We start from the raw sequence: 20118 nt of genomic DNA, 5'->3' as shown, positions 1-20118 counted from the left end.
AAAGAAGCGAGTAGCGAATAGGGAGTAGCGAGTAGTCGGTTTAGCCGAACCGCTCCGAGCACAATTCCCTACTCACTAATCACTATTCGCCACTCACTATTCGCTATTCCGGAGGAATTCCTATGGGCATTGAAGGTATCGGCGCTCGGGTCCTGCGCAAGGAAGACAAACGCTTCATCACCGGCGCCGGCCGCTATGTCGACGACATGGTGGTTCCCGGCATGAAGCATGCCGCTTTCGTGCGCAGCCCGCACGCGCATGCTCAGATCAGGAAGATCGACGTCAGACGAGCGCAGGCGATGCCCGGCGTCATCGGCGTCTTGACCGGCAAGGAGCTCAAGGCCGACGGCATCGGCAACCTGATCTGCGGCTGGATGATCCATTCCAAGGACGGCTCGCCGATGAAGATGGGCGCGTGGTCGCCGCTGGCGGTCGACAAGGTGCGCTATGTCGGCGATGCGGTCGTCATCGTGGTGGCGGAAACCAAGGGCCAGGCCCGCGACGCGGCCGAAGCGGTCGAGATCACCTACAAGGAATTGAAGGCGGTGGTCGATGCCACCAAGGCGCTGCAAAAAGGTGCGCCGCAGGTCCATGCCGATGCCGAGGACAATCTGATCTTCGACTGGGAGATCGGCGACGCCAAGGCGACCGACGCAGCGATCCAGGCGGCGGCCCATGTCACCCGCATGAAGATCGTCAACAACCGGCTGGTTCCCAACGCCATGGAGCCGCGCGCGGCCCTTGGCCATTACGACAAGGCCGAGGACCATTTTACCTGCTGGACGACGTCGCAGAACCCGCATGTCGCGCGGCTAGTGATGAGCGCCTTCTACAATGTCGCTCCGGAAAACAAGCTGCGCGTCATTGCGCCCGATGTCGGCGGCGGCTTCGGCTCGAAGATCTACATCTATCCCGAAGAGATCGTCTGCCTTTGGGCGTCGAAGAAGACCGGCGTGCCGGTCAAATGGGTTGCCGACCGTACCGAAAGCTTTCTCACCGACGCGCATGGCCGCGACCATGTCTCGACGGTCGAAATGGCGTTCGACAAGAACAACAAGATCACCGGCTTCAAGGTAGACACCATCGCCAATCTCGGCGCCTACATGTCGCTGTTCTCGTCTTGCGTGCCGACCTATCTCTACGCGACGCTGCTGTCGGGCCAGTACAACATCCCGACGATCCACGCCAATGTGCGCACCGTCTACACCAACACGGCACCCGTCGACGCCTATCGCGGGGCAGGGCGGCCAGAAGCCACGTATCTGCTCGAACGGACAATGGAGACGGCCGCGCGTGAACTTGGGGTCTCGCCGGCGGAGTTGCGGCGCATCAATTTCATCACCGAGTTTCCGCACCAGACGCCGGTCATCATGAATTATGACGCCGGCGATTACGGCGCTTCGCTCGATGCGGCGACACAGGCGTCCGACTATGCCGGCTTTGCCAAGCGCAAAGCGGCGGCCGCCAGCCAGGGCAGACTGCGCGGCATCGGCATGAGCTGCTATATCGAGGCCTGCGGCATCGCGCCGTCGGCGGCGGTCGGTTCGCTCGGCGCCGGCGTCGGTCTGTGGGAATCGGCCGAAGTGCGGGTCAATGCCGTCGGCACGATCGAGGTGCTGACCGGCTCGCACAGCCATGGCCAGGGCCATGAGACGACCTTCGCGCAACTCGTCAACCAGCGTTTTGGCGTGCCACTGGACTCGGTCTCGATCGTCCATGGAGATACCGACAAGGTGCAGATGGGTATGGGCACCTACGGCTCGCGCTCGGGTGCGGTCGGCATGTCGGCAATTGCCAAGGCGCTCGACAAGGTCGAGGCCAAGGCCAAGAAAATCGCCGCCCATCTGCTCGAGGCCGACGAGGGCGACATCGTCATCGAGAATGGCGAGGTCAAGGTTGCCGGCACCGACAAGAGCCTGCCCTGGTTCCAGGTGGCGCTTGCCGCCTACACCGCTCACAATCTGCCGGCAGGCATGGAGCCGGGACTGAAGGAAACAGCCTTCTACGATCCGGCGAACTTCACTTTCCCGGCGGGCTGCTACATCTGCGAGGTCGAGATCGATCCGGAAACCGGCACGACCGAGATCGTCCAGTTCGTCGCGGCGGACGATTTCGGCAACATCATCAACCCGATGATCGTCGAGGGTCAGGTGCATGGCGGCATCGCCCAGGGCATCGGCCAGGCGCTGCTGGAAGGCGCGCACTATGACGATAGCGGGCAGCTGCTGACGGCGAGCTACATGGACTACACCATGCCGCGCGCGGACGACCTGCCGTCATTCAAGGTCTCGACGTCGAACACGCCGTGTCCGAGCAATCCGCTCGGCATCAAGGGCTGTGGCGAGGCCGGCGCCATCGGCTCGCCGCCGGCGGTCATCAACGCCATCACCGACGCTTTGGGGATTGTGGACATCGCCATGCCGGCCTCGCCGTCGACGGTGTGGGCGGCGATTAGGGCGAAGAAATGAGTGAGTAGGGAGTAGTGAGTAGGGAATTGGCATTACCGGAGATGACAGCGTCCCTATTCCCTACTCACTAGTGCCTAACCACTTCAGGGGAGGATCCCATGTACGCAGTCAACTACCACCGCGCCGCCTCGGTCGCCGACGCCGCCAAGCTGGTGAAGAGCGGCGACGCCAGGCTTTTGTCAGGCGGCATGACGCTGATCCCGGCGATGAAGACGCGGCTCGCCGCACCCTCCGACCTGATCGACCTGTCGCGGATCAAGGAGCTGCAAGGCGTCAAGGTGTCGGGCAAGACCGTCACCATCGGCGCCGCCACAACCCATTACGACGTCGCCAATGACGAGAAGCTGCGGAAGGCCTGTCCGGCGCTTGCGCACCTTGCGTCGCTGATTGGCGATCCGGCGGTGCGCCACAAGGGCACGATCGGCGGCTCGGTCGCCAACAACGACCCAGCCGCCGATTATCCGGCGGCGCTCTTGGCGCTGGGCGCCACCATCGTCACCAACAAGCGCGAGATTTCAGCCGCGAAATTCTTCACCGGCCTGTTCGAAACGGCGCTGAAAGAAGGCGAGATCATCACCGCGGTGAGTTTTACCGCGCCGGCCAAGGCTGCTTACGAAAAATTCCGCAACCCGGCCTCGCGCTATGCGATCGTCGGCGTGTTCGTGGCCAAGGGCAAGGACGGGGTCAGCGTTGCCGTTACCGGTGCCGGCGATGACGGCGTGTTCCGCTCGAAGGAGATCGAAGCCGCACTGGCGAAGAATTTTGCCGCATCGGCGCTCGACGGCGTGAAAGTGCCGGCGAAGAATTTGATGACCGACCTCCACGCTTCGGCCGAATACCGTGCCAATTTGATCGCCGTGATGGCCAAGCGCGCGGTGGCGGCAGCCAACGCCTGACATCATAAAGCTACTGACGAGGAAAGGGGCCATCGCGGCCCCTTTGTTCGTCTGCGGCGGGCTGTAACTGCCCAGGCGGGTTCGCTGCCACGCGCAAATCCGTTGTTTCAGGTAATTCCCGTGCAAGAACAGGCGCATACTTCCCAAGGGATTGCCCAGCCCCATTCTCGCACTTGCACAATCTGATATTGCACTGCAATATGTATAGCTAGGCGGAACACGGGGTGGATTCTGCGCGCGGCGGTGTGAGCTGCGCCAAGATCTTGCGTCGTAGAGGATCGGCATGGCCGACATTTCCGCAGCGTCCGTTGCCTTGCCGCGGACGGCAGCCGACCAGAATGCTAGAGCAAGACTGGCCTATCTCGACGGCTGGCGCGGGCTTTCGATCGCACTGGTGCTGATCGGCCATTTCTTCCCCGTTCCCGGGATCAATCTCGGCGTGCTCGGCGTCGAGTTCTTCTTCGTGCTCTCAGGCCGGCTGATGGGCGAGATACTGTTCATCGAACGCTTTCCGCTGAAAAAATTCTTCAAGCGCCGCTTTTCGCGCATCTATCCCGCGCTGCTGGTGTTCGTGACATCAGCCATGATCGGGCTCTCCGGCACCTTTATCGCCTTCAAATGGAAGGCGGCGCTGACGGCGCTGACATTCACCTACAACTATGCCGGAATTCTCATCACCCGCGCCGGCGCGCTCGACCACATGTGGTCGCTATGCGTGGAAGAGCACGCCTACATCATCCTGGCGCTGATCAGCGTGGCGGTGACCGGGCGGGGCAATGTCGTGCGGCTGCTGGTGACGCTGTCGCTGCTGGCGATGGCCAATGGCGCCATTTCGTACTGGGTGCTCGGCATGGATTACGAGCACAGCTATTGGCGCACCGACGTGCATATCGCCTCGATCCTGCTGTCGGCATCGATCTGCCTGCTCAGGCACGATGACCGGCTGCCGGCATTCCTGAAGGGTCCCTATGTCAGTCTGGTGTCGGCGGCCGCCGCCATTCTGCTGTTCCTCGATCCGGTGCCGACGCCGGTCCACTATCTCCTGGCGGTGCCCTTGCTGGCGCTTGCCGTCAATACGCTGGACACCAGCAGCTGGCATCTGACCGGCCTGCTTTCATCCAGGCCGATGGTGATGATCGGGCTGTGGTCGTACTCGCTCTATCTCTGGCAACAGCCCTTCTACAAATTCGTCGCCGAGCAGGGCAGTGCGCCGATCCCGATGCTGGCGGCTGTCTTCGCCTGTGCATTATGCAGCTACTATCTGGTCGAGAAGCCCGCGCGGGCCTGGCTGAACCGGAATTGGTGAGGGCTACGGACTCCTAATCTTATGCCGCCGTGGCGATCTGCTTGCCGATCATCAGCCAGCGACCCATCAGCCGGCGATCTCCTTGAGGTAGTAGCGCACCGCCTTCTTGCCGCCATGGATCACCGCGTCACCGACCTCGGCAAAGCCAAGCGCCGCATGGAAGGCGTCCGAAGCCGGATTGGGCGGTTCGACATTGACCTCGCAGGTGACGATGCTGTGGCCCGCGCGTGCGACTTCCCCGAACAGATCCTCGTAGAGCCGGCGGGCATGGCCGCGGCCGCGCGCTTGCGCCGCGACGACGACGCGGTCGACATAGACGAAGCGTGGATAGCGCTCGCGGAACCAGAGGAAATTCGGGCTGTCGTAGGCCGCATTCTGGTCGAAGGTCATGATGAAGGCTTCGAGCGTGCCGATGCGCCTGATGTAAAACGCTTCGCCAAGCAGGAAAGACAGCCGTTCGGGCTCGAGCCATGACAGTTCGGCGGCGTGCTCGTTGTTGAGTGCGAGGATGGCCGCTTCGTCCTGAGGCGAGACACGGCTGATCGGCGACGGCCCAGTCACGGCTTCGCTCATCATGCTCTGGCCGCCGCAATCGTCGCGGCAACCAGCGCCCCATCGGTGATTGTGGTGCGGTATTCGCGGTCCAGATCGCCGCCGCCCATGCCGACTTGCGGGTTGCGGTAGGCCATGGCGCTCGGTACGTCCTTGAGCGCGGCGAAATGCAGTTCCGTCAGCCCGGTTGATGCCAGCACCCCGGCGATGTTTTCGGGGTCCAGCGCGCCGCAGCCGAGGATGATGATGCGGCCGTCGGCCTGGCGGACGAGATCCGCCAACAGGCCGGCGCCTTCCACCGCGGTGTCCCTCTGGCCGCTGGTCAGCACGCGGCCGACCTTGCAGCGGATCAGCGCTTCCAGCGCCTCGGCCGGGTCGCGGGTCATGTCGAAGGCGCGGTGGCAGGTGACGGCGAGCGGACCGGCGGCATGGACCAGCGCGCCCATGCGGGTTTCATCGATGGTGCCGTCGGCATTGAGGCAACCGACAACGACGCCGGCGACGCCGAGGTCACGAAGCGCTGCGACATCGGCGAGCATCGAGCTGTATTCGGCCTCGCTGTAGAGGAAATCGCCGCCGCGCGGCCGCACGATGACATGGAAGGGAATTGTCGCGCTCTCGAGTGCGGCGCGCACCGTGCCGAGGCTGGGCGTGATGCCGCCTTCGACCAGGCTGGCGCAGAGCTCGACCCGGTCGGCGCCGGCGGCCTGCGCAGCCAGCAGTCCATCGATGCCTTCGACGCAGATTTCGATCAGGGGGCGAGCATTTCCGGCCAAGGGGCGATCCTTCATGATTGCATGACGGCCAGCCCTAGCATCGGCTCGGTTGGTGGGGAAGCCGGAACAGCCAGTCGCTGCTTGGGCCAGCCCGGCAACCCGGCCGATCCGCAATTACTGGCGCAGCACCGTGTTCTTGGCGCCTTGTTCGACCTGGTCGATGACCAGCAGCTTGACCGGGCCGTCGCCGATGTTGGTGGCCTGGTGCCACTGGCCGATCATCTCGATGATGAAATCGCCCGTCTTGTAGGTGTTGCTGTTGCCGGTCTCGACATTCGTCACTTTGAGTGTCCCGGCCTCGACATAGGCGTAGCGGGCAAACGGGTGCTTGTGCACCGGCAGAGTGGCGCCGACCGCAATGTCATAGGTTGAAACCAGGACCTGGACATTTTTCTGCGGCAGCACGATCGGCTGGCCGGACGCCGTCTGGCTGCGATCGGCAAGCGGTGTGACGACAACCGGCGGGATGGTACTGTCCAGCGCCCGAGCGGGGTTTGCAGATAGCGCCGCCGCGAACAGCAGCATCGATGCCAGGATCTTTCGCATGGTTCCTCCAGGTTTTACCGCCACCGCGCGGGCGCGACGCCAAACTTCTATCTCTCGTCAGTTACTGGAGACACAACGTCATCCGCCGGTGCCGTCGTCCATCATCGTATTCGTGAGCGCTTCATAGATGTTGCTGCATACCTGGGACCGCGGACAGTGTTTTACGATGAATACCGGCACGACAGTCAGTGCGGCGGCGATCAGGATTTGCAGGAAGAGAGGAGCAGGCTCGAAGCGTTTGCCAAACAAGGCTCGGCAAGCGAAGTAGAGACTTTGAGCCAGGCATGCCCAGACAAGGACATGCAACAGCGTGCTCGTTGCTCGGGCATAGGGCGTTATGTATCCGTCGGGAAAGCCGACCATGCCAAGGTCGACGAGCCACTGCAGAGCCAGAACGCAGGACAGGCATGCCCACAGGAAGAGCGCTGCGCGGGTAACCAAAACTCTGCTGCGATCCACGCTCATGTGCGGTCGAAGCACAACTGCGCTCGGTCTTCCAGAGCGGCTGCTGCGTGGCTTGGAGTGTGGCCTATTTCAGAGTGCGCAGCGTGATCGAATAGCGGTGCCCGGCGACCGGAGGAATGCTGTGCTCCCACTCGTGGCGCGCCGGGCCGTCAATGAGATAGACAGATCTCGGCTGAACCTCGATCGTCTTGCGATCCCATTTCGAGCCGTTTTTTCGGCGCAGCCGAAAGCTGCAGGGCGCCAGCAGGGAGACGCCGGCGACGAGATCGAAATGCGGCTTGTCGCGATGCCAACCTATGCCCGCGCCCGGCCGATACTCGTTGATGAGCACTTGCGCGAATTCCGTGGCCTGCCTGCCGGCAAAATCCGCGACCTTGTCGCGAAGCGGCAGCAGGAATTTCGGGATGGGCGGCGCTTCGACGACCTGGCGCCGGTCGTAGTCGTAGCGCCAGCCGAAGCCGGCGACCTGCCGGTTGGCAAGGTGGCCGTGGAAATCGAACGGCTTGAAGGACAGTTCATTGAGGTGACGGACCAGTTCCGCCTCTTCGTCCGTTGTGATCAGGCTAGGCCGGTAAGAAAATCCTTCCGGCAGCGTGTCGGCCGCGCCGAAGAGATCGCCCTGGCTGGCATATGCTGTTGTGCTGGATTTCGTCTGTGCCATCTGACGGAGAGATAGGAAGCCTCGCCACCCGGGCAAGATTTTCGGCGTTGTGGTGCGCCTCCCTGTCGGAACCTCCGCATCGTTGCGGCATTACGCATGTTCGAAGCAGGATTTGGAGAAGATTTGGGGACGAAGCGGGATTTTCGACATGCCGTCCACTGCCATCCGCAATACCCACTACGACCCGTCGACGAAAATCCTCTCGGTCTGGTTCGTCCCGAGCGGAGCCCGCTACGACTACGAGGAGGTCGAGCCCGAGACCTATGCGGCGTTCCGGGCCGCCTTCTCGAAAGGGCAATTTTTCAACGAGTTCATACGCGATCGCTACCGGTTTCATTTGGTTGAAGAAGGACGCCGGCGCGTGACTGGATCCTGAAGGCGCTACCAGGAGTCGCAGCGCAGGGATAGTTTTCGGGCTGGGAAGACCAGGGACCCAGGCAGCTATAGGCCCGCCACGGCGAGCGGAATGCCAAACAGACGACCGCATGGCCTCATCAAAGCCCTGTTCAACTCCTTAATTCGTGGTAAGGTGATTATACCAGTTAATAACATGACGATCGGCGCGGCCGTCGTTTAAAGCGGGAGTAGGGATAGATGACAACGATTGCGCTACTCGGTGCCGGCGGCAAAATGGGGTACCGCCTATCGACCAATTTTCGCGGATCGCCCTACACGGTACGCCATGTCGAGGTGAGCGAGGCCGGCCGCGAGCGGCTGAAGACCGGACTGGGCTTTGACGCGGTCAGTGCCGATGCGGCGCTGGACGGGGCGGACATCGTCATCCTGGCCGTTCCCGACACGCATATCGGCAAGGTGGCGGCTGATATCGAGAGCAAACTGGCGCCGGGCACAATGGTGATAGTGCTCGATGCGGCCGCACCCTTCGCCGGCCATCTGCCCAACCGGCCGGACCTGACCTATTTCGTCACCCATCCCTGTCATCCGCCGATCTTCAACGACGAGACCGACATGGCGGCCAAGAAGGACTATTTTGGCGGCGTCAAGGCCAAGCAGCATATGGTCAGCGCGCTGATGCAGGGACCGGAAGCGGATTACGCCAAGGGCGAGGCGGTCGCGAAAATCATCTGGGCGCCGGTCATGCGCTCGCACCGTGTAACTGTCGAACAGATGGCGCTGCTGGAGCCCGGTCTATCGGAGACGGTGTGCGCGTCACTGCTTGTCGTCATGAAGGAAGCCGTCGACGAGGTCGTCGCGCGTGGCGTCGACCAACAGGCGGCGCTCGACTTCCTGCTCGGCCACATGAACGTGCTCGGCGCCGTGATTTTCGGCGAGACCAAGGGCGTATTCTCGGATGCCTGCAACAAGGCGATCGAATTCGGCAAGCCGGTGCTGATGCGCGACGACTGGAAGCGGGTGTTCGAGCCGGAAGAGATCGCCGCGAGCATTCGGCGCATTACCTGAGACAGGCCGAGTCGGGCGCTTGCCGGAGCGCCTCGATGGCTCGACACACCCGCCATGACGCCCAGATACTTTGCTCAGTGGGCACATGTCACCTCAATTAGTGATTGACTCATCATACCAGTTGGCTTAGCTGTTGATGGCTTGGGCAAGGGTTCGCGGGAAGTACGAAGCCTGGGCAAGTGGAGGGACGGCGGGGGAGATCGTTTGGGAAGCCGGCAACGGCATTCAGCCTGAACCGATCGGCGGCCCGCGTTGCGCGACGAATTCGAATGCAGAGGCCTTGATCGATCAAGGCAATTTTTTCAAACAGGAGGACATCATGAAACTCACACGCAGAATGACACTTGCGGCGTTCGCCGGCATGCTGGCGCTTGGCACGGCGGTACCCGCCTATGCAGCCGACCTCATTGCCATCATCACGCCCTCGCACGACAATCCGTTCTTCAAGGCGGAAGCCGTCGGCGCCGAAGCCAAGGCCAAGGAACTCGGCTACGAAGCGCTTGTCCTCGTCCATGACGACGATGCCAACAAGCAATCCGAATTGATCGACACCGCGATCGGCCGTGGCGCCAAGGCGATCATCCTCGACAATGCCGGCGCCGACGCCACTGTCGCTGCCGTGCAGAAGGCCAAGGACGCGGGCGTGCCGTCGTTCCTGATCGATCGCGAGATCAATGCCACCGGCGTCGCCGTGGCGCAGATCGTCTCCAACAACTACCAGGGCGCCCAGCTCGGTGCGCAGGAATTCGTCAAGCTGATGGGCGAGAAGGGCAATTTCGTCGAGCTGGTCGGCAAGGAATCCGATACCAATGCCGGCATTCGCTCGAAGGGCTATCACGACGTCATCGACGATTATCCGGATCTGAAGATGGTCGCCCAGCAGTCGGCAAACTGGAGCCAGACGGAAGCGTATTCCAAGATGGAATCGATCCTCCAGGCCAACCCGGATATCAAGGGCGTCATCTCCGGCAATGACACGATGGCGATGGGCGCCTATGCGGCGCTGGTCGCGGCAAACCGCAAGGACGTCATCGTCGTCGGCTTCGACGGGTCGAATGACGTGCGCGACTCCATCACCGCGGGCGGCATCAAGGCAACCGTGCTGCAGCCGGCTTATGCGCAGGCGCAGATGGCGGTCGAGCAGGCCAACGACTTCATCAAGAACAAGAAGTCGCCGGCCAAGGAAAAGCAGCTGATGGACTGCGTTCTGGTCAATGGCGACAATGCTGCCAAGCTGGAAACGTTTGCGCTGACCAACTGAGCCGGCGTGACATGAACAGCGAGGGGCGACCCAAGGGTCGTCCCTCGTCGCCCTTTTCCGTGGGTATTGATCACATGCTCAACAAGCCATCATGCTGAACAACAAGCCGATCTGGCCGATCCTTGCCGTGATACTCGGCATCAGCTTGACCGCCTGCAAGATCCTCCCGACCCCTTCGGGGGACAGCGGCAATGCCGCCGTCTTCAACCCGGACAAGATGGTCGAGGAGATATGGGCGGCGAAGGTCGTGCCTTACCTCCAGCAGAAAGCCGGGCCGTTTGTGCAAGTCCACGCTCTGGCAAAAACCGATCCTGCTTCCGCCGGCGCCAAATATGGCAATCCGAACAAGCAGGCGAATTCGCCCTGGACCTTCGCGGTTCGCGTCGAGGGCAAGATCATCGCCGCCAACACGCAGTCGCGGGCAGCGACCATGGATGTCGATGTCGACGGCGACGGCAAGGCCGATGCGCGGGTGCAAATCGGACCGGCGATGCGGGGAACCGCGCTGCGCGACAGCCTCGATTTCATCCAGTTCAACGATTTTACCAATCAGATCGACTTTGCCCAGTTCGGCAAGGCGTTCAACGCCTATGCCGTCAAGGCCCTGTTTGCCAAACTGCCGCGTGACGCGCTGGAAGGCCGGACCGCCAAGGTTCTCGGCGCCTATACGCTCGAGAGCGGCCAGGACCTGCCGCTGGTGACGCCGGCGGAGGCAGAAATCGGGCGGAAGCCATGAGCGCTGCGGTTGCTCACGATGTCATCCTGAAACTGGAGGACGTCTCCAAGGTCTATTCCGGCACCGTCGCGGTCAAGCGCGCGAATTTCGAGGTGCGCAAGGGCGCCGTCAATGTGCTGGTCGGCGAAAACGGCGCCGGCAAATCGACGCTGATGAAGATTATCGCCGGCGTCGAACAGCCGACGCTCGGCCGGATCCTCCTGGAAGGGGAGGAGGTCTCCTTCTCGTCATCGGGCGACGCGGTGAACCGCGGCATCGGCATGGTGTTCCAGGAGCTGAACCTGTTTGGCAATATGACCGTCGCCGAGAACATCTTCGCCACGCGCGAGATCACCAACCGGTTCCGCAAGATCGACCGCAAGGAGCAGGAGCGTCGCGCGGCGCAATTTCTCGAACGCCTGCAGGCCGGGATAAGGCCCGACATGCTGGTCGAGGATCTGCGCATCGGCCAGCAGCAGCTGGTCGAGATCGCCAAGGCGGTTTCGCTCGATGCGCGCATCCTGATCATGGACGAGCCGACCTCGGCGCTCAGTGCGGCGGAAGTCGAGATCCTGTTCAAGGTGATCGCCGACCTCAAGGCGCGCGGCGTGGCGATCGTCTACATCTCGCACCGGCTGGAAGAACTGATCCGCATCGGCGACTACATCACCGTGCTGCGCGATGGGCACATCACCGGCCAGGAGGAGATGAAAAACGTCGACACCCGGTGGATCGTGCGGCAGATGATCGGCTCCGACGCCAAGGATTTCGCCAAGGCCGACGGCCATGTTCCCGGCGAAGAGATATTCCGCGCCGAGGACATCTGCCTGCCGCGCGCGACCGGCGGGCTGGCGGTCGATCACGTCTCGCTGTCGCTGCGCGCCGGCGAGATCCTCGGCATATACGGCCTGATGGGCGCCGGGCGGAGCGAGCTGTTCGACTGCATCATGGGCCGCCATGGCCAGGCTACCGGCGCGATCTTCATCGCCGGCAAAAAGGTCAAGGAGCGCGACACGACGCGGCGTATCCGGCGCGGGCTGGCGCTGATCCCCGAAGACCGCCAACGCGAAGGGCTAGTCTCGATCCTGTCCGTCGCGAGCAATCTGACACTGGCCAGCCTGTCGCGTTTTGTCCGCCTGTTTCACATTCGCGGCGGCCACGAGAAGCAGGCGGTGACGCAGATGGTGCGGGAACTGGCGATCAAGGTCGCCGACCCGGCGCAGGAGGTCTCATCGCTGTCGGGCGGCAACCAGCAAAAGGTGGTGATCGGCAAGGCGCTGCTCACCGGGCCGAAGGTGCTGCTGATGGATGAGCCCAGCCGTGGCATCGATGTCGGCGCCAAGGCCGACGTCTTCCGCACCATGCGCAAACTATCGCGCGATGGGCTCGGTATTCTGTTCGCCACCTCGGATCTCGATGAGGTGATGGCGCTGTCCGATCGCATCGCGGTGATGAGCAATGGAAAACTGACGGGCATGTTCGATCGCTCCGAGGCGACGGAGGCAGCCCTTGTCGCCGCCTCGGCACTTGGCCACGGACCGACCCCGCACACGGAGAAAAGCGCCCATGACTGACATCCCGGCCAAGGCGGCTGTCTCCTCCGTCTCGAGCGGCTCGCTGCTGCTGACGCTGATGAAGGCGAGGACGTTCATCGCGCTGATCGCCGTCTTGATCTTCTTTTCGATCGCGGCGCCGAATTTCCTGTCGACCGCCAACCTGATCCTGATGTCGAAACATGTGGCGCTGAACGCCTTCCTCGCCATGGGCATGACCTTCGTCATCATCACCGGCGGCATCGACCTGTCGGTCGGCTCGATCGTCGGTCTGTGTGGCATGGTCGCCGGCTACCTCGTGCTGAACGGCATCGACCTGCAATTCGGCTACACCATCTATTTCAACGTCGTCGAGATCGCGCTGATCACGCTGGCGGTCGGCATATTGATCGGCGCTGTCAACGGACTGCTGATCACCAGGCTGAACGTCGCGCCGTTCATCGCCACGCTCGGCGTGCTCTATGTCGCGCGCGGCCTGGCGTTGCTGTCGTCGGACGGCCGCACCTTCCCCAACCTGGTCGGCAAGCCGGAGCTCGGCACCACCGGGTTTGGTTTCCTCGGCGCCGGGCGGCTGCTTGGCCTGCCTGTGGCGATCTGGATCCTGATCGTCGTCGCGCTGGCTGCGGCCTATCTCGCCAAATACACGCCGCTCGGCCGCCACATCTTCGCCGTCGGCGGCAATGAGCGGGCGTCGCGAATTTCGGGCGTTCGTGTCAACATGGTGAAAATGTTCGTCTACATGTTCTCCGGCTTCTGCGCGGCGATCGTCGGCCTGATCATCTCGTCGGAACTGATGGCCTCGCACCCGGCAACGGGCGAAAGTTTCGAGCTCAACGCCATCGCGGCGGCAGTGCTCGGCGGCACCTCGATGTCGGGTGGGCGCGGCACGATCGGCGGCACCATTGTCGGCGCCTTCGTCATCGGCATTCTTTCGGACGGGTTGGTGATGATGGGCGTGAGTTCCTTCTGGCAGATGGTGATCAAGGGCCTTGTCATCATCGTCGCCGTCGTCGTCGACCAAGCGCAGCGCCGGCTGCAGAGCCGGGTGACGCTGATGCAGATGGCAAAGGCAGGCTGAGCATGGCGGAGTTGCGGGGAGGGCTCATCGGCTGCGGCTTCTTTGCCATCAACCAGATGCATGCCTGGCGCGACATTGAAGGCGCCGCGATGGTCGCCATTTGCGACCGCGACCCGGAGCGGCTGCGCATCATCGGCGACCAGTTCGGCATTGCGAAGCGCTACACCGACGCGGCAGAGATGTTTGCAAGCGAAAGCCTCGACTTCGTCGATATCGCCACCACCGTTCCCAGCCATCGTCCGCTGGTCGAGATGGCGGCGCTGCACCGTGTGCCGGTGATTTGCCAAAAGCCGTTCGCGCCGACGCTTGCCGACGCCAAGGCGATGGTGAGGGCCTGCGTGGAAGCCGGCGTACCGTTGATGGTGCATGAGAATTTTCGTTGGCAGTCGGCGATCCAGGCGGTGCGTGCCGTGCTCGACAGCGGCGAGATCGGCACGCCGTTCTTCGGGCGCATCTCCTTCCGCTCTGCCTATGACGTGTTTTCCGGCCAGCCCTATCTCGCCAAGGGAAAGCGCTTCATCATCGAGGATCTCGGTATCCACAGTCTCGACATCGCCCGTTTTCTACTGGGCGACGTGTCGACGATCACGACGCGAACCGCGCGCATCAACCCCGGCATCGCGGGCGAAGATGTCGCGACGATGCTGATGGACCACAAGAGCGGGGCGACGTCAGTGGTCGACTGTAGCTACGCGACGAAGCTCGCCACCGAACCGTTTCCCGAAACGCTGATCGAGATCGACGGCAGCGACGGCACGATCCGCTTGGCGCAGGGATATCGGCTCACCGTCACCGGCAGGAGCGGCACGAAGATTACCGACGTTTCGCCGCCCGTACTCGCCTGGGCATCGCGCCCATGGCACAACATCCAGGAGAGCGTCGTCGCCATCCAGCAGCACTGGGTCGACTGCCTGGCAAAGGGAACCGAGCCGGCGACCTCGGGCGCCGACAATCTCAAGACATTCGCGCTGGTCGAGGCGGCCTATCTGGGCGCCGCGAGCCACGAACCTGTCCACCTGGATGGCTTGCTGACATGACAGCCGACGCCTTCCTCCTATACGGCACACGCGTGGTCGAGGCCGAGCCGGTTAGGCTGAGTGCGGGCTTGCTCAGCGCCGACTTTGTCAACGGCAGCCTGCGCACCATCCGTTACGGCGGCATCGAAGTGCTGCGCGCCATCGCCTACATCGTGCGCGACCGCGACTGGGGCACCTATGAACCGGCGCTGACGGAACTTGCCGTCGATCAGGACGCCGACAGCTGCTCCGTCAGCTACTCCGCAACTTGCTTAGCACCGGGCGGAAGCCGGCTCGACTTTCGCGCTACGATCAAGGGCTCCGCCAACGGTCACCTAGTGTTCGACGTCAGCGCGGTCCCTGAAAGCGATTTCGAGACCAATCGCTGCGGTTTTTGCGTCCTGCATCCGATCGCCGGCCTCGCCGGCAGCCCGGTCACGGTCGAGCATACCGACGGCAGCGTGGTGGCGACGAAACTGCCACTGCTGATCGATCCCTGGCAGCCTTTCAAGGATTTGCGCGCGATCACCCATGAGGTCCGGCCGGGCATCACTGCCGAATGCCGGATGGGGGGCGACACTTTCGAGATGGAGGACCAGCGTAACTGGTCGGACGCGTCCTACAAGACCTATGTGCGGCCACTGGCGTTGCCTTGGCCCTATGTGCTGCCGGCCGGCCAAACTGTAAGCCAGACGGTCAGCCTGCGCATCACCGGCGAGGGGGGAATGCCGGCCGCAGCATCTGCCGCCGAACCGGTCAGCGTCGAACTCGGCGAGACCGGGCAGAGGCTGCCGGATCTCGGCGTGATCATCTACCCGGATGAGGTCGAAGCAGCGCTCGCAAATCTTTCGACATTGACCGAGCTCGGCCCGCAGCAACTTGTCTTCCACTACGATCCGACGCGCGGTCACGGCGTCGAAGCATTGCAGTCTTATGCAAGGCTCACCGCCGCCTATCCGGTGCAGACGACGCTGGAATGCGTCGTTGCCTGCGCGGGCGACCTCGATGCCGAGCTGTCAGGCGTTGCCGACATGGTGCGTCAAGCCGGGTTGAAGCTTTCGGCCATTGCCGTCTCGCCTTCGGTTGACCGGCAGTCGACACCGCCGGGCAGCGCGTGGCCGGACTGTCCGCCGCTCGAAGACGTCTATGCCGCGGCCTGTCGCGCCTTTCCCGATATCCGGCTCGGCGGCGGCATGTTCAGCTATTTCACCGAGCTCAACCGCAAGCGCGTGCCGGCGGGCCAACTCGATTTCGTCACCCACTGCACGTGCCCGATCGTGCACGCCGCCGACGATCTCAGCGTCATGCAGTCGCTGGAGGCGCTGCCCTTCATCACCGCGTCGGCGCGGGCGATCTTCGGGGAAAAGCCTTACCGCATCGGTCCATCGACGATCGCCATGCGCCAGAACCCCTATGGCGGCGCGACCAAGGGCAATCCCGGGGGCCAGCGCATCGCCATGGCCGATCGCGACCCTCGCCATGCCGGCCTGTTCGCAGCCGCATGGGCGATCGGCTATGCCGCGCGTGTCGCGCCGGCCGGGCTGGAACTGCTCACGCTGTCCGGCTTCGCCGGGCCTTTCGGCGTGCTCGCAGCATCCGGCGAACCCGTCGCGGAAGGATCGCCTCGGCCGATCTTCGATGCCATCAAGGGGCTTTGCGAACTGGCCGGCCTTACGTATGTGGCGACGAAAACGAGCGACGAGACCAAGGTGCTGGCGCTGGCCGGCCGCTCCGCTTCGGGCAAGACCGTGGCGTGGCTGGCGAACCTGACGGCGGACGACGTGACGGTCGACATCTCAGCGTTTGGCCGAGGCCAACTGGTGATGACCCCTTACGCGATCACGCGGATCGGCTGAAATCAGTTGCCGGAGTTCATCACATAAAGCGCGCGCGAGCGCTCGAGGTGCTTGATCATCGCCTTCTCGGCGCCGTCGGCATCCTTCTTCTCGATGCGGCCGATGATCTCTTCATGCTCGGTCAGCGTGAACTGTTCCTTGCCGGTCCAGATCAGCATTTCGGTGTGATATTCCTTCAGCCAACCGAGCATCGCCTCGCTGACGGCGATATAGATCGGGTTGCCTGAAATGGCCGCGATCTGGGTGTGAAACTTCATGTCGGCTGAAATGAAAGCCTCGGAATCGCCGCGAAAGCCACGCTGTTCGGCAATTGTGGCCCGCAGCTGCTCAACGTCCTCGGCAGTGGCGTTTTCGGCGGCTTCCCTGACCATACCGCGCTCGAAGAAGATGCGCGCCGTTTTCAGGTGTTCCAACGTGTCCTTCGACGACGACAGGATGATCTTGGCTGCGCCATCGACCTGCTTGATGATCGACTTGGCGGTCAGCTGCAGCACCTTGGCGCGTTCCCCATGCGAGATCGCGACGAGGCCCATATTGCTCAGCGCCTGCATCGCCTCGCGGATCGCGGGACGGCCGACCTCGAAGCGCTCCATCAACTCGCGCTCCGACGGCATGTCGTCGCCCGGCGTCAATTCTCCGCTGGTGATCAGGCGCTTCAGCCGCAAAAACACTTCGTCGGAAAGTTTGCGCCGGACGATCGGCTCCGAACGGTTCATCGTCGCGAATCACTCCCTTGACCTGTGTCTATCTAACACTGCCGCAGCTGTTCCCGGAATGGCTGTCGCCCCGATCGCCCATAGCCGCCAGACAGGATATTGCTTGCAAAGCTTATGTACTCATTATACCAGATTCCGACGATCAAGGAACTCTTTTCGAACCCCCTGCGGCCTCAGACAACGAACCATGATCACGCTCACCTACCGCATCGAGACATCAGGCAGCATCGAGACGCTGGCAGCCAAGATCGCCAGCGACCAGTCGTCTGGAACCTTCGTCGCGCTGCCCGGCGAGACCGAGGAACTGAAAGCCCGGGTGGCCGCGCGTGTCCTGGCCATTCGGCACCTGCCGGACGCACTTCGCCCCTCCATTCCCGAGGCCGGTAACGGGCCGTTCAAGCGCGCGGATGTCGACATCGCCTTTCCATTCGATGCCATCGGCCACGACCTGTCGGCTCTGATGACCATTGCCATCGGCGGCGCCTATTCGATCAAGGGCCTAACCGGCATTCGCGTTGTCGACATGAAGCTGCCGGAGCAATTCCGCGGCGCGCATCCAGGTCCGCAATTCGGCGTCGCCGGCAGCCGCAGGCTGACAGGTGTCACGGATCGGCCGATCATCGGCACCATCGTCAAGCCGGCGCTGGGGCTGCGGCCCCCCGAAACCGCCGCGATGGTGGGCGAGCTGATCGCCGCCGGTGTCGATTTCATCAAGGACGATGAGAAGCTGATGAGCCCAGCCTATTCGCCGCTGGCGGAGCGGGTAAAGGCAATCATGCCGCTGATCCTCGACCACGAGCAGAGGACCGGCAAGAAGGTGATGTACGCCTTCGGCATCTCGCATGCCGACCCGGACGAGATGATGCGCAATCACGATCTGGTGGCCAAGGCCGGCGGAAATTGCGCCGTGGTCAACATCAACTCCGTCGGTTTCGGTGGCCTGGCCTTCTTGAGAAAACGCTCCAGCCTGGTGCTTCACGCTCATCGCAACGGCTGGGACATCCTCACCCGCCATCCCGGCCTCGGTATGAACTTCAAGGTCTGGCAACAGTTCTGGCGGCTGCTCGGCGTCGACCAGTTCCAGATCAACGGCATCCAATCGAAATACTGGGAGCCGGACGCGTCTTTCGTCGAGTCCTTCAAGGCGGTGACGACGCCGATTTTTGCCCCTGAGGATTGCGCCTTGCCTGTGGCGGGCTCCGGCCAATGGGGCGGGCAAGCGCCCGAGACCTATGAACGGACCGGCCGGACGGTCGATCTGCTCTATCTGTGCGGCGGCGGCATCGTCAGCCATCCGGATGGACCGGGCGCCGGGGTGCGTGCCGTGCAGCAAGCCTGGCAGGCGGCGGTCGACGGCATTCCGCTGGCGGATTTCGCCTTGAGCCATCCGGAGCTGGCGCGGTCGATCGAAAAATTCGGCGACGGCAAAGCGGCCTGAAGCAATGCAAGACCTGCTTCTCAGCTATTATGGCGACGACCTCACCGGCTCGACCGACGTCATGGAAGCGCTCGAACTCGGCGGCGTGCCGACCGTGCTATTTATGCGCCAGCCGGACGCGGCCATGGTTGAGCAGTTCAGCCATTGCCGCGCCATTGGCCTGGCCGGCACCAGCCGCAGCGAGACGCCGCAATGGATGAACACGCATCTGAGCGATGCCTTCGCTTGGCTGAAGACGCTGAATGCCGCGATCTGTCACTACAAGGTCTGCTCCACCTTCGATTCCAGCCCGACCATCGGCAGCATCGGTCGCGCCATCGAGATCGGCCGTTCGGTCTTCGCGCAGGACAGCGTGCCGCTGCTGGTCGGGGCGCCGCAGCTCAAGCGTTACACGGCCTTCGGTCATTTGTTCGCGGCCTATCGTGAAAAGTATTTCCGCATCGACCGCCATCCGGTGATGAGCCGCCACCCGACGACGCCGATGGATGAATCCGACCTGCTGATCCATCTGTCGCGGCAGACGGAGCTCACATCGGGGCTGGTCGACCTCGCGACGTTGCAGTCGGCGGCGCGCTCGGAGGCCTTCGATCGCTTGCTCGCCGAGGGCACCGACATCGTACTTGTCGATGTCGACAGCCTCGAGACGCAGGCGCTTGCCGGCAAGGAGATATGGCGCGCCCGCAAGCCGGGCGGTTCGTTCGTCGTCGGCTCGTCGGGGATCGAATATGCGCTGCTGGCCGAATGGGTGTCGAACGGGACAGTCAGAGCTGAACCAGAATTTTCGCCGCCGGGTGCCGCCGACCGGATCGCGGTCGTCTCGGGCAGTTGTTCGCCGACGACCGAACGACAGATCCGGCACGCTTTGACCGACGGCTTCGATGGCATCGAGGTCGATCCCGTCGAACTGATCTCCGAAGCTTCCGGAGATGCGATCGCACGCGCGACGGCAGCCGGTCGCGCCAGTCTGGAAGCCGGGCGCAGCGTCGTTCTCTACACGGCCCTTGGACCCGCGGCCGATAGGGGGGGCGAAATCGACCGCCAGGAAGGCGCCCGCCACAAGCTCGGGCGGGGCCTCGGCGAACTGCTTCGCGCGCTGACCATCGAGCAGAAGTTGCAGCGCGTGGTCGTTGCCGGCGGCGATACGTCGAGCCACGCGCTCGGCCAGATGGGTGTCGATGCGCTGACCGTGCGGATGCCGTTGCCGGTGTCGCCGGGCTCGCCGCTTTGCGTCGCTCACTCGCGCGTCAAGGCGATCGATGGGCTGGAGGTGGCACTCAAGGGCGGGCAGGTTGGAACCGACCGCTATTTCAGCGCCATCCGTGACGGCCTTAGCAGCTGATTACGCGTCGCCTGGCAACCGCGAGATCCATCCGTGGCTCCCTGGCGCCGAAGC

At 63.1% G+C, this 20118-nt stretch carries 19 protein-coding genes; 13 read left to right on the top strand and 6 right to left on the bottom strand.

The genetic code is table 11. The annotated features are described in order from the left end of the window. Positions 1 to 122: 122 nt before the first annotated feature. The 3 genes from NKK52_RS12550 (at position 123) to NKK52_RS12540 (ending at position 4670) form a co-directional block, all read left to right on the top strand. The gene (locus NKK52_RS12550) at positions 123 to 2468 is read left to right on the top strand and encodes a xanthine dehydrogenase family protein molybdopterin-binding subunit (protein ID WP_352629044.1); all 2346 of its coding nucleotides are present in this window, start codon (positions 123 to 125) and stop codon (positions 2466 to 2468) included. A gap of 98 nt (positions 2469 to 2566) precedes the next feature. Further along, positions 2567 to 3364, top strand: coding sequence for an FAD binding domain-containing protein (locus NKK52_RS12545; RefSeq protein ID WP_023672622.1), 798 nt, complete (start codon positions 2567 to 2569; stop codon positions 3362 to 3364). Between the two features lie 283 nt (positions 3365 to 3647). Further along, complete coding sequence (locus tag NKK52_RS12540) at positions 3648 to 4670, top strand: acyltransferase family protein (protein WP_023681711.1); 1023 nt, start codon at positions 3648 to 3650, stop codon at positions 4668 to 4670. A 66-nt stretch (positions 4671 to 4736) separates the two neighbouring features. Here NKK52_RS12540 and NKK52_RS12535 read toward each other — a convergent pair whose 3' ends face one another. From NKK52_RS12535 to NKK52_RS12515, 5 genes are all read right to left on the bottom strand, one after another. After that, positions 4737 to 5243 (bottom strand): GNAT family N-acetyltransferase, encoded by a 507-nt coding sequence (locus NKK52_RS12535; protein WP_023681710.1) that lies wholly within the window; start codon positions 5241 to 5243, stop codon positions 4737 to 4739. Continuing rightward, positions 5243 to 6013 carry a copper homeostasis protein CutC gene (locus tag NKK52_RS12530; protein ID WP_023681709.1) on the bottom strand — a complete coding sequence of 257 codons (771 nt, stop codon included), beginning with the start codon at positions 6011 to 6013 and terminating at the stop codon, positions 5243 to 5245. Before NKK52_RS12530 ends, NKK52_RS12535 begins: the two co-directional genes overlap by 1 nt. Positions 6014 to 6112: 99 nt before the next feature. Further along, positions 6113 to 6544 (bottom strand): cupin domain-containing protein, encoded by a 432-nt coding sequence (locus NKK52_RS12525; RefSeq protein ID WP_023681708.1) that lies wholly within the window; start codon positions 6542 to 6544, stop codon positions 6113 to 6115. Between the two features lie 78 nt (positions 6545 to 6622). Continuing rightward, positions 6623 to 7009, bottom strand: a complete 387-nt coding sequence (locus NKK52_RS12520) for a hypothetical protein (RefSeq protein WP_023681707.1) — start codon at positions 7007 to 7009, stop codon at positions 6623 to 6625. Between the two features lie 64 nt (positions 7010 to 7073). Continuing rightward, positions 7074 to 7670: an alpha-ketoglutarate-dependent dioxygenase AlkB gene (locus tag NKK52_RS12515; protein ID WP_023672616.1), complete on the bottom strand. Its 597-nt coding sequence runs from the start codon at positions 7668 to 7670 to the stop codon at positions 7074 to 7076. 148 nt (positions 7671 to 7818) lie between these two features. On the opposite strand from NKK52_RS12515, the gene NKK52_RS12510 reads away from it, so the two are divergent. From NKK52_RS12510 to apnL, 8 genes are all read left to right on the top strand, one after another. Further along, positions 7819 to 8046 carry a KTSC domain-containing protein gene (locus NKK52_RS12510; RefSeq protein WP_023681706.1) on the top strand — a complete coding sequence of 76 codons (228 nt, stop codon included), beginning with the start codon at positions 7819 to 7821 and terminating at the stop codon, positions 8044 to 8046. Between the two features lie 218 nt (positions 8047 to 8264). Then, positions 8265 to 9092: a phosphogluconate dehydrogenase C-terminal domain-containing protein gene (locus NKK52_RS12505; RefSeq protein WP_023681705.1), complete on the top strand. Its 828-nt coding sequence runs from the start codon at positions 8265 to 8267 to the stop codon at positions 9090 to 9092. Positions 9093 to 9411: 319 nt separating this feature from the next. Beyond that, positions 9412 to 10353 (top strand): D-ribose ABC transporter substrate-binding protein, encoded by a 942-nt coding sequence (locus NKK52_RS12500; protein ID WP_023681704.1) that lies wholly within the window; start codon positions 9412 to 9414, stop codon positions 10351 to 10353. Positions 10354 to 10444: 91 nt separating this feature from the next. After that, on the top strand, positions 10445 to 11089 hold the full coding sequence (locus tag NKK52_RS12495; RefSeq protein WP_023681703.1) for a DUF2291 family protein: 645 nt from the start codon (positions 10445 to 10447) through the stop codon (positions 11087 to 11089). Continuing rightward, positions 11086 to 12642 carry a sugar ABC transporter ATP-binding protein gene (locus tag NKK52_RS12490; protein WP_023681702.1) on the top strand — a complete coding sequence of 519 codons (1557 nt, stop codon included), beginning with the start codon at positions 11086 to 11088 and terminating at the stop codon, positions 12640 to 12642. The genes NKK52_RS12495 and NKK52_RS12490 overlap by 4 nt, the downstream gene beginning before the upstream one ends. After that, positions 12635 to 13699 carry an ABC transporter permease gene (locus NKK52_RS12485; RefSeq protein ID WP_023681701.1) on the top strand — a complete coding sequence of 355 codons (1065 nt, stop codon included), beginning with the start codon at positions 12635 to 12637 and terminating at the stop codon, positions 13697 to 13699. The genes NKK52_RS12490 and NKK52_RS12485 overlap by 8 nt, the downstream gene beginning before the upstream one ends. A 2-nt stretch (positions 13700 to 13701) precedes the next feature. Then, positions 13702 to 14736, top strand: a complete 1035-nt coding sequence (locus tag NKK52_RS12480; RefSeq protein ID WP_023681700.1) for a Gfo/Idh/MocA family protein — start codon at positions 13702 to 13704, stop codon at positions 14734 to 14736. After that, positions 14733 to 16571 carry a D-apionate lactonase gene (gene apnL, locus NKK52_RS12475; RefSeq protein ID WP_023681699.1) on the top strand — a complete coding sequence of 613 codons (1839 nt, stop codon included), beginning with the start codon at positions 14733 to 14735 and terminating at the stop codon, positions 16569 to 16571. Before NKK52_RS12480 ends, apnL begins: the two co-directional genes overlap by 4 nt. Positions 16572 to 16573: 2 nt before the next feature. Here apnL and NKK52_RS12470 read toward each other — a convergent pair whose 3' ends face one another. After that, positions 16574 to 17287, bottom strand: coding sequence for a transcriptional regulator NanR (locus NKK52_RS12470; RefSeq protein WP_023672607.1), 714 nt, complete (start codon positions 17285 to 17287; stop codon positions 16574 to 16576). Positions 17288 to 17474: 187 nt separating this feature from the next. Here NKK52_RS12470 and oiaX point away from each other — a divergent pair, with 187 nt between their 5' ends. Together oiaX and NKK52_RS12460 are read left to right on the top strand one after the other, a co-directional pair. Continuing rightward, on the top strand, positions 17475 to 18725 hold the full coding sequence (oiaX, locus tag NKK52_RS12465; RefSeq protein WP_023681698.1) for a 3-oxo-isoapionate-4-phosphate decarboxylase OiaX: 1251 nt from the start codon (positions 17475 to 17477) through the stop codon (positions 18723 to 18725). Between the two features lie 4 nt (positions 18726 to 18729). Then, the gene (locus tag NKK52_RS12460; RefSeq protein ID WP_023681697.1) at positions 18730 to 20064 is read left to right on the top strand and encodes a four-carbon acid sugar kinase family protein; all 1335 of its coding nucleotides are present in this window, start codon (positions 18730 to 18732) and stop codon (positions 20062 to 20064) included. The last annotated feature ends 54 nt before the right edge of the window (positions 20065 to 20118 follow it).

This window comes from Mesorhizobium sp. C277A (genome assembly GCF_040324395.1).
Taxonomy (GTDB): domain Bacteria; phylum Pseudomonadota; class Alphaproteobacteria; order Rhizobiales; family Rhizobiaceae; genus Mesorhizobium.
Note: the sequence above shows the minus strand (reverse complement) of the source record. Positions and strands in the feature narration are given on the sequence as shown.

Bases quoted from the DNA above. Each gene is read 5' to 3' on its own strand.
- NKK52_RS12550 (WP_352629044.1), top strand. From the start codon at position 123: ATGGGCATTGAAGGTATCGGCGCTCGGGTCCTGCGCAAGGAAGACAAA.
- NKK52_RS12545 (WP_023672622.1), top strand. From the start codon at position 2,567: ATGTACGCAGTCAACTACCACCGCGCCGCCTCGGTCGCCGACGCCGCC.
- NKK52_RS12540 (WP_023681711.1), top strand. From the start codon at position 3,648: ATGGCCGACATTTCCGCAGCGTCCGTTGCCTTGCCGCGGACGGCAGCC.
- NKK52_RS12535 (WP_023681710.1), bottom strand. From the start codon at position 5,243: ATGAGCGAAGCCGTGACTGGGCCGTCGCCGATCAGCCGTGTCTCGCCT.
- NKK52_RS12530 (WP_023681709.1), bottom strand. From the start codon at position 6,013: ATGAAGGATCGCCCCTTGGCCGGAAATGCTCGCCCCCTGATCGAAATC.
- NKK52_RS12525 (WP_023681708.1), bottom strand. From the start codon at position 6,544: ATGCGAAAGATCCTGGCATCGATGCTGCTGTTCGCGGCGGCGCTATCT.
- NKK52_RS12520 (WP_023681707.1), bottom strand. From the start codon at position 7,009: ATGAGCGTGGATCGCAGCAGAGTTTTGGTTACCCGCGCAGCGCTCTTC.
- NKK52_RS12515 (WP_023672616.1), bottom strand. From the start codon at position 7,670: ATGGCACAGACGAAATCCAGCACAACAGCATATGCCAGCCAGGGCGAT.
- NKK52_RS12510 (WP_023681706.1), top strand. From the start codon at position 7,819: ATGCCGTCCACTGCCATCCGCAATACCCACTACGACCCGTCGACGAAA.
- NKK52_RS12505 (WP_023681705.1), top strand. From the start codon at position 8,265: ATGACAACGATTGCGCTACTCGGTGCCGGCGGCAAAATGGGGTACCGC.
- NKK52_RS12500 (WP_023681704.1), top strand. From the start codon at position 9,412: ATGAAACTCACACGCAGAATGACACTTGCGGCGTTCGCCGGCATGCTG.
- NKK52_RS12495 (WP_023681703.1), top strand. From the start codon at position 10,445: ATGCTGAACAACAAGCCGATCTGGCCGATCCTTGCCGTGATACTCGGC.
- NKK52_RS12490 (WP_023681702.1), top strand. From the start codon at position 11,086: ATGAGCGCTGCGGTTGCTCACGATGTCATCCTGAAACTGGAGGACGTC.
- NKK52_RS12485 (WP_023681701.1), top strand. From the start codon at position 12,635: ATGACTGACATCCCGGCCAAGGCGGCTGTCTCCTCCGTCTCGAGCGGC.
- NKK52_RS12480 (WP_023681700.1), top strand. From the start codon at position 13,702: ATGGCGGAGTTGCGGGGAGGGCTCATCGGCTGCGGCTTCTTTGCCATC.
- apnL (WP_023681699.1), top strand. From the start codon at position 14,733: ATGACAGCCGACGCCTTCCTCCTATACGGCACACGCGTGGTCGAGGCC.
- NKK52_RS12470 (WP_023672607.1), bottom strand. From the start codon at position 17,287: ATGAACCGTTCGGAGCCGATCGTCCGGCGCAAACTTTCCGACGAAGTG.
- oiaX (WP_023681698.1), top strand. From the start codon at position 17,475: ATGATCACGCTCACCTACCGCATCGAGACATCAGGCAGCATCGAGACG.
- NKK52_RS12460 (WP_023681697.1), top strand. From the start codon at position 18,730: ATGCAAGACCTGCTTCTCAGCTATTATGGCGACGACCTCACCGGCTCG.